This window comes from Methylobacterium variabile (genome assembly GCF_001043975.1).
Taxonomy (GTDB): Bacteria; Pseudomonadota; Alphaproteobacteria; order Rhizobiales; family Beijerinckiaceae; genus Methylobacterium; species Methylobacterium variabile.
On record NZ_LABY01000287.1, the window covers coordinates 1 to 15,570 of the forward strand.

Genomic DNA, 15,570 nt, shown 5'->3' on the forward strand with positions numbered 1-15,570 from the left:
CCCGATCCCGCCCCCGCCCGCGACCCCGCGCACGAGGCGTCGTTGCGCGCCTTCCTCGGCGGCTTCGGCCCCACGGTGGCGCCGGAGGCCGGCGACGCGGCGCCGCCCGACTTCTCCGCCCAGTGCGAGGCTCTGCTCGAGGCCCGCCCCCCGGTCGTGTCCTCGATCATGGGGCTCTACCCGCCGGATTTCGTGGCGCGCCTGAAGGAGCGCGGCATCGCCTGGTGGGCCACCGTCTCGACGGTGGCGGAGGCGCTCGCCGCGCAGGATGCCGGCGCCGACGCGGTGGTGGCGCAGGGCGCCGAGGCCGGCGGCCATCGCGGCTCCTTCGTGGCCACGCAGGCCGAGGCCGGGATGGTCGGGCTGATGGCGCTGCTGCCGGCCGTCGTCGACGCCGTGCGGGTGCCGGTCGTTGCCACCGGCGGCATCGCCGATGCCCGCGGGGCCGCCGCCGCGCTGCTGCTCGGCGCCAGCGCCGTCCAGGTCGGCACCGGCTTCCTGCGCTGCCCCGAGGCCGGGATCCCGCCGGCCTGGGCCCAGGCGCTCGGACGCGCCCGCCCCGAGGACACCCGGCTCACCCGAGCCTTCAGCGGCCGGACCGGCCGCAGCCTCGCCACCCCCTACGTCGAGGCCGCCGCGCGGCCCGACGCGCCGTCGCCCGCCCCCTACCCGGTGCAGCGCGGCCTGACGCAAGGCATGCGCGAGGCGGCGGTGAAGGAGGACGACCTTGCCCGCATGCAGGCCTGGGCCGGCCAGTCCGCCGGGCTCGCCCGGGCGGTGCCGGCGGCCGAGGTGGTCACAGGGATCTGGGACGGGGTCGGGGAGCTGTTGCGGTAGCGGCCTGCCGTAGCGCCCATTCGTCGCGTCGGCAGGTCTGTCCGGGGAGACGTGCGACACAGGCAGGGGGCGGGATCGCCTCACCCGCTCGGAAGCGGGTCTCCCCGCTCCCTTGTCCCTCCCCCGATGGCCGCGCCCGCACCGGAGGAGCGCACGCCCCGACGGCCGCTCAGCCGACCGCACCGGCGCCGAACGTGCCGTCCGCGAAGGGCGAGCGGCCTTCGAGGGCGCCGTATTGCAGGTAGTGGGTGAGCGGATCGACACCGGCCGCCCTCACGTCGGCGTTGGCCGCGAGGTAGCTGGAGGTGTCGAAGCCCGCCGAGGGGTCCCGTCCCTCGCGCCAGCCGTACTGGTCGTAGTGCATCAGCGGGTCGACGCCCGCGGCGCGGACGTCCGCGTAGGCGGCGAGGTAGCCTTGCGTGTCGAACACGGCGTTCGGGTCGCGCCCTTCCCGCCAGCCGTACAGCTCGTAATGCTGGTAGGCGAAGTCGAGCGCATTGCTCCCGTAGATCGCCGCCGCCGCTACCACGTCGGAGTTGGACAGGAGGTAGTACTCCGCGTCGAACGATCCGTGGGTGAACGAGGAGGCCTTGCCGATGGCGGCGTAGGCTTGCCGGCCCTCGGCCCGGCCGTATTGCAGGTAGTGCGCGAGCGGATCCACGCCGGCGGCCGCGACATCCGGGTTGTTCTTGAGATAGAGTCCGGTGTCGAAGTCGGCCGAGGGATCGCGCCCTTCGCGCCAGCCGGTCTGGTCGTAGTGCTGCAGCGGATTCGCCCCGGCGGACCTGACGTCCTGGTTGGCGGCGAGGTAACCGGTCGTGGAGAAGAAGGCGTTGGGATCGCGTCCCTCGCGCCAGCCGTACTGGGCATAGTGCGCTTCCGCGTCCACGCCGGCGGCACGCACGTCGGGATTGCGGATGGCGTAGAACGCGTCGCCGACCAGGAAATTCCGGTCGATGATGTCGCCGTAGAACTGGGCGTAATCCTTGCCCGAGACGATCCGCGTGGCGTCGGCCAGCACGGGCGTGTCGTTCAGGAGAAGGTCGAGATCCTCGCCGTAGTTGGTGAGGGGATGCTTCTCCGCCGCGAGGGCCCCGATCCCGAGGAGCCCGGCGGCGCGCACCGGATCGCTGTTGCCCGGCGCGGCCGCGGCCGCCGCCGCGGCGAGGGCCGCGACCCCGGCGATCTCCCCGGTATAGGTCGGGTCGCCGACCCGCCGGATCGCGTCCGAGTATAGGAAGCCCCCTTCGATGTTGACCGGCGTGGCGCTGTAGTTCCCGACGGGATCGCCGTAATCGACGAAGTTCGTGAGGCGGCCGGCGCCCCCGAACGGAACCGACGTGGAGGAGAGCCCCGGCGCCGCGAAGGTCGTCCCGTCGAGGCCGGTCTGGGTCGAGGCGTAGGCCGCCTCGGCGGCCCCGAGGGAATGGCCGGTGACATGGACCCGGTCGGCCGGGATGCCCTGGGCCACGGCCGCGCCGAGCACCTGCTCGGCGAAGGCGGCCGCATCGCGCAGCGCCTGCGGGACCAGCCCCGTATAGAGGTTCACGTCCGCCTCGAGCTGCGCCAGCAGGAAGTCGGGGCGGGTTTCGAGGCCCGAGACATCGGTGCCCTCGAAAGCAATGATCACCTGCGGCTCGGCGCCCGGAACGAGGAATGCCGCGCCGTGAAATCCGCTCGGACGCAGACCAGAGTCGAATTGTCCCGTCTCATAATAGAACGGTGCCAGTCCGATCGGTATCGGCGGAAGCGAATTGTTGTCGGCGTAGCCGTAGACCCAGTTTGACGCGTCGAAGAAGTTCTGCGTGGTGGGAGTCGGCATGGCGTTTCCTCTGCGTTCACGCAAAATTTTTGGTATTATTTGACTTTTATTTTAGTATTTGCAGCATCGTCCGCTACAGAAGGTGATGACAATAGCTCTTTTTGTCATTCCGCGCCAGGGTGTACTTCGCTGGTCGAACGGCCATCAGGAGCATCAGGATCACGTCGGGTTCCCTGCGGCCCCAGGAGGTTCGTGGCTGTCTCGAGGATGTGCGGCCGCGCCGCCGGCGGAGACCGCGTGTCGCCTCCCTGCCGCCTGGTGGGACGGCTACTCCATCGCCAGGGGCTTGGCCACGTCCTCCAGCGACTTGCGCTCCGCCGCGACGCCCCAGATGCCCGCGACCGCCCCCGCGGCGATCATCAGCGCCGAGGCCAGGAGATAGCCGCCGAGGATCGCGGTGCGGGAATGCCCCTCGATCAGCACCCCGAACAGGGCTGGCCCGACCGCCCCGACCGAGGTGCCCACCGCGTAGAACAGCGCGATGGCGAGCGCCCGGATCTCGAGGGGAAACACCTCGCTCACCGTAAGGTAGGCCGCGCTCGCGGCGGCGGACGCGAAGAAGAACACCGCCATCCAGCACATCGTCAGGCTGGTCGCGGTGACGAGTTCCTGCTGGAACGCGAGTCCGCTCAGGGCCAGCAGCAGGCCCGACATCCCATAGGTGAAGGCGATCATCGGCTTGCGGCCGATCGTGTCGAACAGCCGCCCGAGCAGCACCGGCCCGAGGAAGTTGCCGGCCGCGAAGGGCAGGATGTACCAGCCGACCCCCTCCGCCGGCACCTTGTAGAAGTCGATGAGGATCAGCGCATAGGTGAAGAAGATCGCGTTGTAGAAGAAGGCCTGGGCGGACATCAGCGCGAGGCCGACGCCCGCCCGCTGCCGGTAGGTCTTGAGCGTGGACAGCACCTCGGAGAGCGGCGTGTGGCTGCGCTGGCGCAGCCGCGCCTTCGGGAACGGTCCGTCGCTCAGAACGTGGCCCTCGGCGCGGAAGCGCGCCTCGAGGCCCTTGACCAGGGCCTCGGCCTCCTCCGACCGCCCGTGGGTCATCAGCCAGCGCGGGCTCTCGGGGATCCAGGTCCGCAGGAGCAGGATCACCAGCCCCAGGCCCGCGCCGAGCCCGAAGGCGACCCGCCAGCCGGTATCCGGCCCGAACAGGGCGGGATCGAGCACGACGAGCGAGGTGCCGGCGCCGAGCACGGCGCCGAGCCAGAAGCTGCCGTTGATGACGAGGTCGGTCCAGCCCCGGGCCCGGGCCGGGATCAGCTCCTGGATGGTCGAGTTGATCGCCGTGTACTCGCCGCCGATGCCGGCCCCGGTGAGGAAGCGGAAGAGGCAGAAGCTCCACAGGTTCCAGGACAGGCCGGTGGCGGCGGTGGCGGCAAGGTAGACCGCCAGCGTGATGAAGAAGAGCTTCTTCCGGCCGAGCCGGTCGGTGAGCCAGCCGAAGCCCACCGCGCCCAGCACCGCGCCGGCGAGGTAGCTCGACGTGGCAAGGCCGATGTCGGTGTTGGAGAACTGGAGCGTCGGGCTCCCCTTGAGGGCCCCCGCCAGGGCGCCGGCGAGCGTGACCTCCAGCCCGTCGAGCACCCAGGTGATGCCGAGCGCCAGCACCACCAGGGTATGGAACCGGCCCCAGGGCAGCCGGTCGAGGCGGGCCGAGACGTCGGTCTCGATCACGCCGCCGGGCGCGGCGCGGGTCTCAGGAGGACGCGTCATCGGGGCCTTTCCGGCTCGCGGGCCTGACCAAGTCCCGGGGAAATGGCTCCCGGGCTCGCGACGGGAACCCGCAACACGCCAGAAACCTTCCGACCGGCGCCGGCCGGGGCCCGCCCCGCCGGACGCTACCCCTTCACGCCGACCGGCTTGAACACCCCCGTCGAGGTCGCCACCACCCGCCCGGCCTCGTCGCGGATCTCGGCGTCGCAAAAGAGGATCGACTGGCCGGCCCGCGCCACCCGTCCCTCGGCGACGAGCACGCCGTGGCCGGGCGAGAGGAAGCGGGTCTGCATGTCGAGGGTCACCACCGGGCGGCCGGCGGTGAGCCGGGCCACCGTGCCCATGGCGATGTCGAGGAGGGTGCAGAGGATGCCCCCATGGGCGATGCCGAGGTTGTTGCCGTGCTGCGGCCCGAGCGCCAGGCGCAGGCGCGTGCGCCCCTCGACGATCCCGAGGGCCTCGATGCCGCACAGCCGCGCGAACGGGATGTCCGCCCCGAAGATCGTGCCGTCGTCCGCCTCGTCCATCCATCCGCTCCATCTGTCCGGCGGCAGCTATGCGGAGAGTTCGCCGGCCTGGCAATTCGGCGCGTGAGCCTCCCTCCGGCGCGAGGGCGCGGGATGCGCCCGGTCGCGGACGCCGCGGCACCGACGTGTCGCCGCCGCGGCGCGATGCTATGAGAGGGGGGATGAGCGCCCAGACCCCTTCCCCCTTCGTCCGCACCCGCTGGTGGTGGGTGCGACACGCCCCCGTGCGGGGCGACGGCGGCCGCATCTACGGCGGCAGCGACATCCCGTGCGATTGCGGCGATGCCCACGTCTTCGCCGGCCTCGCCCCGGTGCTGCCCCGCGGCGCGGTCTGGGTGGCGAGCCATCTCGGCCGCACCCGGCAGACCGCCGAGGCGCTGTGGCAGGCCGGGGATTTCTCGGTGGACGGCGTCGTGCCCCGCCTCACCGCCCTGCCGGCCCTGGCCGAGCAGAATCTCGGGGCTTGGCAGGGCCAGGACCGGGCCCGCTTCTTCGCCGAGCGCCAGCCGCTCGCCGCGAGCTACTGGTTCGCTCCCGCCGACGAGCGCCCGCCTGGCGGCGAGAGCTTCTCGGAACTCTGCGAGCGGGTGAACGGCGCCATCGCCGAGATGACCGCCGAGCACAGCGGCCGCGACATCGTGGCGGTGGCGCATGGCGGCACGATCCGGGCGGCGATCGCGCTGGCCCTCGGCCTGTCCCCCCAGGGCGGCCTCGCCTTCGCGGTCGAGAACTGCTCGCTCACCCGCCTCGACCACTACGACAGCCCGGACGGGACGGGCTGGCGCGTCGGGATGGTGAACGCGCAGCCCTGGCTCGGGGCCGGAGAGGGCGGCGGGCCGGCGGCCTGAAGACCTGGAAGGCGGGGCGTACCGGTTTTTCAGCCCCGCCCCGCTTCGCCCGCAGTTGACAACCGGGTCCCCTTGTCAGGACCATGCACCCGGGCGCCCTCGACGGCGTACCGCAGGAACGAACGTCTCTCGCGAAGGACGGACCGGGTGAGGACAACGCTTCTGGCGGCGGCTCTGCTCGCCGCTTTTCCAGGTATGGCTTGGCAGGGAGTGGCTTGCGCGCAGCAGGCACCGGCCGCGAAATCCCAGAAGGTCTCCGACGGGGTCGTGCGCCTCGGCTTCCTGCTCGACATGTCGGGGCTCTACGCCGACGTGACCGGGCCCGGCAGCGCCGCGGCGGCCCGCATGGCGGTGGAGGATTTCGGCGGCACGGTGCTGGGCGCCCCCGTCGAGGTCATGGTGGCCGACCACCAGAACAAGCCCGACATCGCGGCCGCGACCGCCCGGGCCTGGTTCGACACCGGCGGGGTCGACGCGATCCTGGACGTGGCGGCCTCCGCCACCGCGCTCGCCGCCGCCGACATCGCCAAGGCCAAGAACAAGGTGATCGTGTTCAACGGCCCGGGCGCGGTGCGGCTCACCAACGAGGCCTGCTCCCCCGTCTCGGTGCACTGGGCCTACGACACCTACGCGCTGGCCAATTCCACGGCGCTCGCCACCGTCAAGGCCGGGGGCGATTCGTGGTTCTTCGTCACCGCCGACTACGCCTTCGGCCAGGACCTCGAGCGCGATGCCGGCACCGTGGTGAAGGCGAACGGCGGCAAGGTCCTGGACGGCGTGCGCGTGCCGCTCAACACCCCCGACTTCTCTTCCTTCCTGCTCCAGGCGCAAGGATCGGGCGCCAAGGTGGTCGGGCTCGCCAATGCGGGCGCCGACACCACCAACTCGATCAAGCAGGCGGCGGAGTTCGGCCTCACCCAGGGCGGCCAGAAGCTCGCCGGGTTGCTGGTCTACATCAGCGACGTCCACGGCCTCGGCCTCAAGGCGACGCAGGGCATGCTGCTGACCGAGGGCTTCTACTGGGACCTCAACGACGAGACGAGAGCCTGGTCGAAGCGCTACTTCGACCGCGTCGGCAAGATGCCCAACATGTCCCAGGCCGGCGTCTACTCGACGGTGACGCACTACCTCAAGGCCGTGAAGGCGGCGGGCACCGACGAGACGCAGGCCGTGATGAAGGCGATGCGCGAGACGCCGGTCGACGACTTCTACGCCCGCGGCGGCCGCATCCGGGAGGACGGCCGCATGATCCACGACATGTACCTGTTCGAGGTCAAGAAGCCGGAGGAATCGAAGGGCCCATGGGACCTCTACAAGCTCGTCGCGACGGTTCCCGGCGAGCAGGCCTTTCAGCCGTTGTCCGCCTCCCGCTGCCCCCTGGTGAAGAAATGAACCTCCGCTGGCGCCGTCGCCCGGACGGCTCGACCTGGGGCGATTTCGGCCCCGACGACGAGCTCGGCCGGCTCAACCTCCTGACCCCCGAGAAGGTGCGCCAGGGCGCGGCCGAGGTGCGGGAGGGCCTGACCTTCTGCCTCAGCCTGCCCCTCGACTATCCGGGCGGCAACGTGCTCAACCCCCGCCGGCACCCGCCGCAGATCCGCCCGACCGTGCGGGCGAGCGGCCGGCCGAACATGAACTTCCCGGTCTGCGAGGAGGTGCCGGACGTCACCGACGTCGTCAGCGACGACCTCGCGGTGCTGCACCTGCAATACTCGACGCAGTGGGACAGCCTCGCCCATGTCGGCTCGCTGTTCGATGTCGAGGGCGACGGCACGCCGCGCCCGGTCTACTACAACGGCTTCCGGGCCGGCTCGGACATCACCGGCCCGTCGACGCCGGAGGAGGCCGGCAGTCCCTCCCGGGCCCAGGCGCTCGGTATCGAGCGCCTGGCCGAGCGCGGCATGCAGGGCCGCGGCGTGATGATCGACCTCCACGCCCATCTGGGCGAGGACCGGGTGGCGGTGGGCTACGACACCCTCCGGCGCATCCTCGACGCCGACGGCGTCGCGGTCGAGCCCGGCGACATGGTCTGCCTGCATACCGGCTTCGCCGAGCGGCTGCTGGGAATGAACCGCAATCCCGACCCGGAGATCGTTCACAATCTGTGCGCCGGCCTCGACGGGCGCGACCGGCGGCTCCTGAACTGGATCACCGATTCGGGGCTTTCCGCCCTCATCGCCGACAACTACGCCGTCGAGGTCCACCCGGCCCTGCCGGGGGACGGCTGCTGCGCCACCCTGCCCCTGCACGAGCACTGCCTGTTTCGCCTCGGGGTCAATCTCGGCGAGCTGTGGCACCTCACCCCGCTCGCCACCTGGCTGCGGGCGAACGGCCGCCACCGCTTCCTCCTGACCGCACCGCCCCTGCGGCTGCCGGGCGCCGTCGGCTCGCCGACGACGCCGATCGCCACAGTCTAGGCACGAGATGACGTGAGCCAGAGATGACCGCGCAGCTCTTCACCCCCCTCAGCCTCCGGGACATCCGCCTCCGCAACCGCGTCGTGATCCCGCCGATGTGCCAGTACTCGGCCCGGGACGGGATCGCGGGCGACTATCACCTCGTCCATTACGGCCGCTTCGCCCTCGGCGGCGCCGGACTGGTGATCCTGGAGGCGACCGCCGTGGTGCCGGAGGGGCGTATCACCCACGGCGATCTCGGGATCTGGTCGGACGCGCACGGCGATGCCCTCGCCCGGGTCGCAGGCTTCCTCAAGGCCCACGGCGCGGCGGCGGGAGTGCAGCTGGCGCATGCCGGCCGCAAGGCCAGCATGCAGCGCCCGTGGGAGGGCAACGGCCCGCTCTCGGCTGACGAGATCGCCCGCGGCGAGGCGCCGTGGCCGGTCGTGGCGCCGAGCGCGATCCCCCTCGACGAGGGCTGGCTGATGCCGGCGGAGCTCTCGCCGGCCGACCTCGACGCCCTGACCGCCGCCTTCGCGGCGGTGGCCCGGCGGGCCGATGCCGCGGGCTTCGACGTGATCGAGCTGCACGCCGCCCACGGCTACCTGCTCCACACCTTCCTGTCGCCGCTGACCAACCGGCGCGAGGACGCCTTCGGGGGCGACCGGGCCGGGCGGATGCGCTTTCCCCTTGGCGTCGCCCGCGCCCTGCGGGAGGCCTGGCCGGCGGGCAAGCCGCTCTTCGTGCGGGTCTCGGCGGTGGACGGGCTCGACGGTGGCCTGACCCTCGAGGACACCCTCGCCTTCGCGGCGGAGCTGCGGGTGCTCGGCGTCGACGTGCTCGACTGCTCGTCGGGCGGCCTCGCCGGCTCCGCCACCGCCGCCCGGATCCGCCGCGACTACGGCTTCCAGGTCGGCTTCGCCGAGGCGGTGCGCCGGGAGACCGGCCTCGCCACCATGGCGGTCGGGCTGATCGTCGACCCGCGCCAGGCGGACGGCATCGTCACCGAGGGCCGTGCCGACCTCGTCGCGGTCGGCCGCGAGGCGCTGGCCGACCCGAACTGGGCCGTGCGGGCGAGCCGGGCCCTCGACGGCGCGGAAGAACCCGGGTTCGAGGCCTGGCCGCAGCAGGCCGGGTGGTGGCTGGAGCGGCGCGAGCGGGACATTGGCCGGCTCGGGCCGTGGCGGCCGGCGTGATAGTGGCCCACGAACCGCAGGCGATACTTCTCGTTCCTCCCCGTCATTCCGGGGCCGCGCAGCGGAGCCCGGAATCCAGAGACGAAGGTCTTTCCGAACAAGGCTGATGTCGCTCAGCTTTGTTCCACTCCACCTACGGTTCTGAGCCTGCCTTTGGCGGCCCGGGCTCTCGCCTTCAGCGAGCCCCGGGATGACGATGGAGGGTGTGCATGCATCGGCGAGAAGCCACCACTGCTTCGAACTTCTAAAAACACGTCACGGGAGGACCACATGAGCGAGATCGCGGTCGTCGGGGCCGGGTTGATGGGGCATGGCATCGCCCTGGTGCTGGCGCTGGGCGGGCACCGGGTGCGGCTGACCGACAGTCGGCCCGAGACCTTGCAGCAGGTTCCGGGCCTGATCGCCTCCGCCCTCGACACTCTGCGGGAGGCCGGCGCCGTCGCGCCCGAATGGACGCCCGAGCGCGCGGCGGACGCGATCCGCCTCGAGCCCGACCTGGGAGCGACCGTCGCGGGGGCGAGCCTCGTCATCGAGGCGATCACCGAGAACCCGGAGGCCAAGCGCGCGCTGTTCGCCGAGCTCGACCGGCTCTGCGCCCCGGAGACGCGGATTGCCAGCAACACCAGCTACCTCGACGTCTTCCCGCTGATCCCGGAGCGCCGGCAGGCGCGCGCCCTGGTGATGCACTGGTACACCCCGCCCTACATCGTCGACCTCGTCGACGTGGTGCCGGGGCCGCAGACCGACCCGGCGGTGATCGAGGAGGCGCGCCAGCTCGTCCTCGGCCTCGGCCAGGTGCCGATCGTGCTCAAGCGCTTCATTCCGGGCTACGTCGCCAACCGGATCCAGTCGGCGATCTCGGCCGAGGTCTACCACCTCCTCGACGAGGACGTGGCCTCGGCGCGCGAGATCGACGACGCCATCATCCACGGCCTGGCGCTCCGCATCCCGATCCTCGGCCACCTCGCCAAGGCGGACTTCACCGGCATCGAGCTCCTGCGCCACGCGCTCGCCAACGCGAGCTACAGCCCGCCGCCTGCCCGCACCCGCTCGGAGGCGATCGACGACCTGGTGGCGCGGGGCCGCACCGGCGTGATGGCCGGAAAGGGCTTCTTCGACTGGGGCGGGCGCGACCCGGCCGAGCTGTTTCGCGATCGCGACCGCCGCCTGCTCGCCCTCAAGCGGGCGATGAGGCAAGTCGGCAGGATGGAGGGATCTTGAGCGGTCGACCGGGGCCGCCGCGGCACTATAACCTGAAGCCCTGAGCGCGGAGGCGGCGGCCCATGTTCGATTTCCCGGTCCTGTTCGGCGACATCGGTGGCACCAATGCGCGCTTCGCCGTGCAGGAGCAGCCCGGGGTTGACCCGGTCGTGCTCGCCCACGACAAGACCGCCGACTATCCGGATCCGAGCGCGGCGATCCGCGCCGCGCTGGCGGCGGGCGAGACCGCCCCGCCCCGCTCCGCCATCCTGGCGGTGGCAGCCCGGGTCGACCGGCCGGCGGTCCACCTCACCAACGCTCACTGGGTGATCGAGGGCGAGCGGATCGGCCGCGACTTCGGGCTCACCAGCTGCCGCATCGTCAACGACTACGTGCCGGTGGCGGCCGGCGCCGCGTATCTCGACCCGGCCGGGCGCGACCGCTCAATCCTGGAGCCGATCGGGCCCGTGCTCTCGCCGCAGGGGGGCGCCCGCCTGGTGCTCGGCCCCGGCACCGGCTTCGGCGCCGCCGGCCTCGTTCCCTACGGCCGTCAGCTCGCCATCGTGTCGACGGAGGCCGGCCACACCGATTTCGGCCCCAGCGACGCCGAGGATGCCGAGTTCTGGCCGCGGCTGGCGCGGATCGAGGGCCGCATCACCGTCGAGTCCCTGCTATCCGGCCCCGGCCTCACGCGGCTCCATGCCGGCCTCAGCGGCGGCGAGGCGGAGCCGAAGGACATCACCGAACGCGGCCTCTCCGGCGAGGATCCGGCGGCGCAGCGCACCCTGAGGGTGTTTTCCAAGCTGCTCGGGCGGCTGTGCGGCGACCTCGCCCTCACCTTCCTGGCGACCGGCGGGGTCTATATCGGCGGCGGCATCACGCCGAGGATCCTGGAGGTGCTGAACGAGGGCGCCTTCCGGCAGGCCTTCGAGCACAAGCCGCCCTTCGCCGACCGGATGCGGCAGATCCCGACCTGCGTCATCACCGTGGCCGACCCGGCCCTGACCGGCCTCTCGGCGCTGACCTGCCACCCGGACCGCTTCGCCTATGACGGGCAGTTCTGGACCGCGTGAGACGGGGGCGAGCCCCCCTCAATACCCCTTCCACAGCCCCGGCGTCGCCAGCTCGACCAGGTGCCCGTCCGGGTCACGGAAGTAGAGGCTGACGCCGCCGCGCGGCCAGGTGGTGCGGCCCTCGATCGTGACGCCGTGGGCGGCGAGGTGCCGTTCCCAGGGTTCCAGCGCCGCGGCCGGGATCGACAGGGCGAGGTGCAGCGGGCCCGCGCCGTCATGGGGCGGGATGGTGCCGCCCGGGGTCTCGATCGGGTGCAGCGAGCCGCCGCGGGGAAACAGCAGCAGGACGCCGCGCCCGGCGACGTCGAAGGCCCGCATCCGGTGGTCCTCGTGAATGCAGGGCAGGCCCATCGGCCCGCCCCAGAACGCGGCCGCCCGCGCGAGGTCGTCGACGTAGAGGACCGTCTCGAGGATCCCTGCGATCTCCGGCATCGTGCTCCCTCCTGCCGGGAGAAACGCGCAGGGCCCCGGCGGGTTACGCCGCGGCCGGGTTGACCGCCTCCTCGGCGAGCTCGGACAGGAGCTCGTCGGTGTTCTCCTCCTCGACGAGGGTCTCCTTGATCAGCCCTTCCGCCTCGGTCAGGCCGAGCTGGCGGGCCCAGGCCAGCAGGGTGCCGTAGCGGGTGATCTCGTAGTGCTCGACCGCTTGCGCGGCGGCGATCAGGCCGGCATCCAGCGCCTCGCTGCCGGAAAACTCCTGCATCACCTCCTGGCCCTCGGCGATGATGCCCTGGATCGCCTGGCAGGTGACGCCCTCGGGCTTCTCGTCGAGGAGGCGGAAGACCTGGTCGAGGCGCTTGACCTGCTCGCGGGTCTCCTCGACGTGGACGCTGAGCGCGCCCCGCAGCTCTTCGGAGCTGGCGGCCTCGGCCATCTTGGGCAGCGCCTTCAGGATCGCGTTCTCGGCGAAGTAGGTGTCCTTGAGCTGGTGCAGGAAGAGCGCCCGAAGATTCTTGCCGTCGGCCATGAGATGCTCCCGTGGGGTACTTAGGTGCCCCAGCAACGCCTCGTCCGTGCCTTCGTTCCTGCGCCGGATCACGGGGTTGGGAACGGCGGCCCCCTGGTCCCGGCGGCCGGCCGTCGCCACAGTGACGATCGGGGACGCCGATCCGAGGGAGACCACCCCGATGATGAGTTCGTCCACGACGACGTTGTTCGACGAGCGGGAGCGGGCCTACGAGGCGATGTTCGCCCTCGACGAGGAGCTCCGTTTCCGCGCCCTCGCCCGACGCAACCGGATGCTCGGCGCCTGGATGTGCGAGCGCCTGAACCTGACCGGCCCGGAGGCCGAGGCCTATGTGCGGGAGCTGGTCGAGGCGGTCGCGGTCCTGCCGCAGGCCGGCCGGACGCCGGACGAGGCCCTGGCCGACCGGCTCCGCGCCGACCTCGCCGGCCGGGGCGCCGAGGCCGAGGCGGCCGCCCTGCCGGGCCTGATCGCCCGCTACGGCGCCGAGGCGGCCCGAACCGTGCGCGAGCAGGCGCGGCCGGGCTGAGCCGGCGCGGTCAGAAGAAGGTCGGCCGCGCGCTGGCGGTGTGCTCCTTGAGCACGGTGCCGGTCGCGGTGTCGACCTCCTTCATCAGCACGTCGTAGCCCCACAGGTCGGCGAGGTGCTGCAGCACCCGCGCCGCGTCGTCCTTGTTGAGCAGGACGCGGTTGAGCACCTTGTGGTGCAGGATCAGCTTGCGGTCGCCCTCGAGGTCGACGTCGATCACCTCGATGTCGGGGTCGAGCCAGGCGACGTCGTATTGCCGCGCGAAGGCCCGGCGCAGGCGCCGGTAGCCGCGCTCGTCGTGGATCGCCTCGACCCGGAGTTCCGGCTTGTCCGGATCGTCGGTGACGTGGAACAGCCGCAGCTGGCGCATCAGGCGCGGGCTGAGGAACTGGGCGATGAAGCTCTCGTCGCGGTAATTGGCCCAGACGTCGCGCAACACCCCCATCGCGTCACCGCTGCCGGCGATGTCCGGGAACCAGGCCCGGTCCTCCTCGGTCGGCTCGGTGCAGATGCGGGCGATGTCCGTCATCATCGCGAAGCCGATGGCGTAGGGGTTGTGGCCGCCGTAATGCCGGTCGTCGTAGGTCGGCTGACGGATCACGTTGGTGTGGGATTGCAGGAATTCGAGGTAGGCCGCCTCGTTGATCTGCCCCGTCTCGGACAGGCGGGTCATGATCCGGTAGTGGTTGTAGGTGGCGCAGCCCTCGTTCATCACCTTGGTCTGGCGCTGCGGGTAGAAGTACTGCGCGACGTGGCGGACGATGCGCAGGATCTCGCGCTGCCAGGGCTGCAGCCGCGGCGCCGCCTTCTCCAGGAAGTACAGGATGTTCTCCTGCGGGAGTTCCAAGAGGGCGCGCCGGCGCTCGGCCTGCGGGTCGGGCTTGCCGGCCTGGGCCTTGGCCGGCAGGGTGCGCCAGAGGTCGTTGTACATCCTCTCCTGGTGCTCCTGGCGCTCGCGCTCGCGGCGCTGCTCGGAGGAGAGGTCGGGGCGCTTCTTGCGCGGGTAGCGGTGGACGCCCTGGTTCATCAGGGCGTGGGCGGCGTCGAGCACCGCCTCGACGGCGTTGTGCCCGTAGCGCTCCTCGCAGCGCGAGATGAAGGTCTTGGCGAATTCGAGGTAGTCGAGGATGCCCTCCGCGTCGGTCCACTGGCGGAAGAGATAGTTGTTCTTGAAGAAGTGGTTGTGGCCGAAGGCGGCGTGCGCGATGACCAGCGTCTGCATCGTCGCCGTGTTCTCTTCCATGATGTAGGAGATGCACGGGTCGGAGTTGATGACGATCTCGTAGGCCAGCCCCATCAGGCCGCGGCGGTAGCCGGCCTCGTGCTGGGCGAAGTGCTTGCCGAACGACCAGTGCTTGTAGAACAGCGGCATGCCGATCGACGCGTAGGCGTCGAGCATCTGCTCGGCGGTGATGATCTCGATCTGGTTCGGGTACCAGCTCAGGCCCAGCTCCGGTCCGGCAATCGCCTCGCAGGCGTCGTGGATGCGCCGGATGGTGTCGAAGTCCCAGTCGTTGCCGGTGAAGAGCGGGCCGTTGGTGCTGATCACGGCCGGGCCGGCGGGCCGCGGCGGTACGCCGAAGGTGGCGGAACTCATCGGGCGTCGGACCTCTCGGTGCCTGGGGCGTCCCGGCGCGGGGACGCGATCTGGAGAATGGCGGCGCGGCTCCGAACGGCTCGGGGCCGCCCCTGGCGTCACGGGGAAGCGGCCTCCTGTCCGGCCTTGCGGGCGAACAGCTCGCGGAAGACCGGGTAGATGTCGCGGCGGTGGTTGACCTTGCGCATGGCCAGCACCGAATTGGTCTTCGAGACCGGCTCGTAGGTGCGCCACAGGGTGGTGCGGTGCTCGACGAAGCCCGCCCGCGGCCCGCCCTCGTCGCCGACCTCCAGATAGGCGAAGTACTGGCAGGCCGGCAGGATCGCGGAGCGCAAGAGCTCCTGCGAGGTGGCGCCGTCGCTCGACACGTTGTCGCCGTCCGAGGCTTGCGCGGCGTAGATGTTCCAGTCCTCGGGATTGTAGCGCTCGGCGATGATCCGCTTCATCTCGACCAGCGCCGAGGAGACGAGCGTGCCACCGGTCTCCCGCGAGCCGAAGAAGGTCTCCTCGTCGACCTCCTTGGCGTGATCGGTGTGGCGGATGAAGACGATCTCGACGTGCTTGTAGCGCCGGGTCAGGAAGATGTGCAGCAGGATGTAGAACCGCTTGGCGAGGTCCTTCATGTGCTCCGTCATCGAGCCCGAGACGTCCATCAGGCAGAACATCACCGCCTGAGCCACCGGCCGCGGATAGGGCTCGAAGCGCCGGTAGCGCAGGTCGATCGGGTCGACGTAGGGGATGCGCTGCGAGCGGGTGCGCAGGCGCTCCAGCTCGGCCCGCAGCTCGTCGAGGATCACCGCGTCGGGCTGGCTCTCCTCCAGCGCCCGGATCTCCTCCGCCAGCGCCTCCATCTCGACCGCCTTGG

General features: G+C 71.3%; 15 protein-coding genes. 8 read left to right on the forward strand and 7 right to left on the reverse strand.

What is annotated here, in order from left to right; genetic code table 11:
- On the forward strand, window positions 1–837 hold an 837-nt coding region (locus VQ02_RS30935), incomplete at its 5' end, for an NAD(P)H-dependent flavin oxidoreductase (protein ID WP_048448096.1).
- Between the two features lie 169 nt (window positions 838–1,006).
- Here the strand turns inward: VQ02_RS30935 and VQ02_RS39570 are convergent.
- From VQ02_RS39570 to VQ02_RS30950, 3 genes are all read right to left on the reverse strand, one after another.
- Complete coding sequence (locus tag VQ02_RS39570) at window positions 1,007–2,659, reverse strand: Tle-like phospholipase domain-containing protein (RefSeq protein ID WP_053080621.1); 1,653 nt, start codon at window positions 2,657–2,659, stop codon at window positions 1,007–1,009.
- A gap of 267 nt (window positions 2,660–2,926) precedes the next feature.
- Window positions 2,927–4,375, reverse strand: coding sequence for an MFS transporter (locus tag VQ02_RS30945; protein WP_048448097.1), 1,449 nt, complete (start codon window positions 4,373–4,375; stop codon window positions 2,927–2,929).
- 125 nt (window positions 4,376–4,500) lie between these two features.
- Window positions 4,501–4,902: a PaaI family thioesterase gene (locus tag VQ02_RS30950; protein WP_048448098.1), complete on the reverse strand. Its 402-nt coding sequence runs from the start codon at window positions 4,900–4,902 to the stop codon at window positions 4,501–4,503.
- Window positions 4,903–5,063: 161 nt separating this feature from the next.
- Here VQ02_RS30950 and VQ02_RS30955 point away from each other — a divergent pair, with 161 nt between their 5' ends.
- The 6 genes from VQ02_RS30955 (at window position 5,064) to VQ02_RS30980 (ending at window position 11,615) form a co-directional block, all read left to right on the forward strand.
- Window positions 5,064–5,750 (forward strand): histidine phosphatase family protein, encoded by a 687-nt coding sequence (locus tag VQ02_RS30955; protein ID WP_048448099.1) that lies wholly within the window; start codon window positions 5,064–5,066, stop codon window positions 5,748–5,750.
- A 195-nt stretch (window positions 5,751–5,945) separates the two neighbouring features.
- Window positions 5,946–7,142: an ABC transporter substrate-binding protein gene (locus tag VQ02_RS30960; protein WP_048448100.1), complete on the forward strand. Its 1,197-nt coding sequence runs from the start codon at window positions 5,946–5,948 to the stop codon at window positions 7,140–7,142.
- The gene (locus tag VQ02_RS30965) at window positions 7,139–8,167 is read left to right on the forward strand and encodes a cyclase family protein (protein ID WP_048448101.1); all 1,029 of its coding nucleotides are present in this window, start codon (window positions 7,139–7,141) and stop codon (window positions 8,165–8,167) included. The genes VQ02_RS30960 and VQ02_RS30965 overlap by 4 nt, the downstream gene beginning before the upstream one ends.
- 23 nt (window positions 8,168–8,190) lie before the next feature.
- Window positions 8,191–9,342 carry an NADH:flavin oxidoreductase/NADH oxidase gene (locus VQ02_RS30970; RefSeq protein ID WP_048448102.1) on the forward strand — a complete coding sequence of 384 codons (1,152 nt, stop codon included), beginning with the start codon at window positions 8,191–8,193 and terminating at the stop codon, window positions 9,340–9,342.
- A 270-nt stretch (window positions 9,343–9,612) separates the two neighbouring features.
- Window positions 9,613–10,563 (forward strand): 3-hydroxyacyl-CoA dehydrogenase family protein, encoded by a 951-nt coding sequence (locus VQ02_RS30975; protein WP_048448103.1) that lies wholly within the window; start codon window positions 9,613–9,615, stop codon window positions 10,561–10,563.
- Window positions 10,564–10,625: 62 nt separating this feature from the next.
- The gene (locus VQ02_RS30980) at window positions 10,626–11,615 is read left to right on the forward strand and encodes a glucokinase (protein WP_048448104.1); all 990 of its coding nucleotides are present in this window, start codon (window positions 10,626–10,628) and stop codon (window positions 11,613–11,615) included.
- An 18-nt stretch (window positions 11,616–11,633) separates the two neighbouring features.
- Here VQ02_RS30980 and VQ02_RS30985 read toward each other — a convergent pair whose 3' ends face one another.
- Window positions 11,634–12,047 (reverse strand): VOC family protein, encoded by a 414-nt coding sequence (locus VQ02_RS30985; protein WP_048448105.1) that lies wholly within the window; start codon window positions 12,045–12,047, stop codon window positions 11,634–11,636.
- 43 nt (window positions 12,048–12,090) lie between these two features.
- Window positions 12,091–12,582 (reverse strand): YciE/YciF ferroxidase family protein, encoded by a 492-nt coding sequence (locus VQ02_RS30990; RefSeq protein WP_048448106.1) that lies wholly within the window; start codon window positions 12,580–12,582, stop codon window positions 12,091–12,093.
- Window positions 12,583–12,742: 160 nt separating this feature from the next.
- On the opposite strand from VQ02_RS30990, the gene VQ02_RS30995 reads away from it, so the two are divergent.
- Complete coding sequence (locus VQ02_RS30995; RefSeq protein WP_245239903.1) at window positions 12,743–13,108, forward strand: DUF1476 domain-containing protein; 366 nt, start codon at window positions 12,743–12,745, stop codon at window positions 13,106–13,108.
- A 10-nt stretch (window positions 13,109–13,118) separates the two neighbouring features.
- On the opposite strand, the gene VQ02_RS31000 is transcribed toward VQ02_RS30995, so the two are convergent.
- The gene (locus tag VQ02_RS31000) at window positions 13,119–14,705 is read right to left on the reverse strand and encodes a SpoVR family protein (RefSeq protein ID WP_245239904.1); all 1,587 of its coding nucleotides are present in this window, start codon (window positions 14,703–14,705) and stop codon (window positions 13,119–13,121) included.
- 98 nt (window positions 14,706–14,803) lie between these two features.
- Window positions 14,804–15,570: YeaH/YhbH family protein (locus VQ02_RS31005; RefSeq protein WP_048448110.1), on the reverse strand; the 767-nt coding region annotated here is incomplete at its 5' end.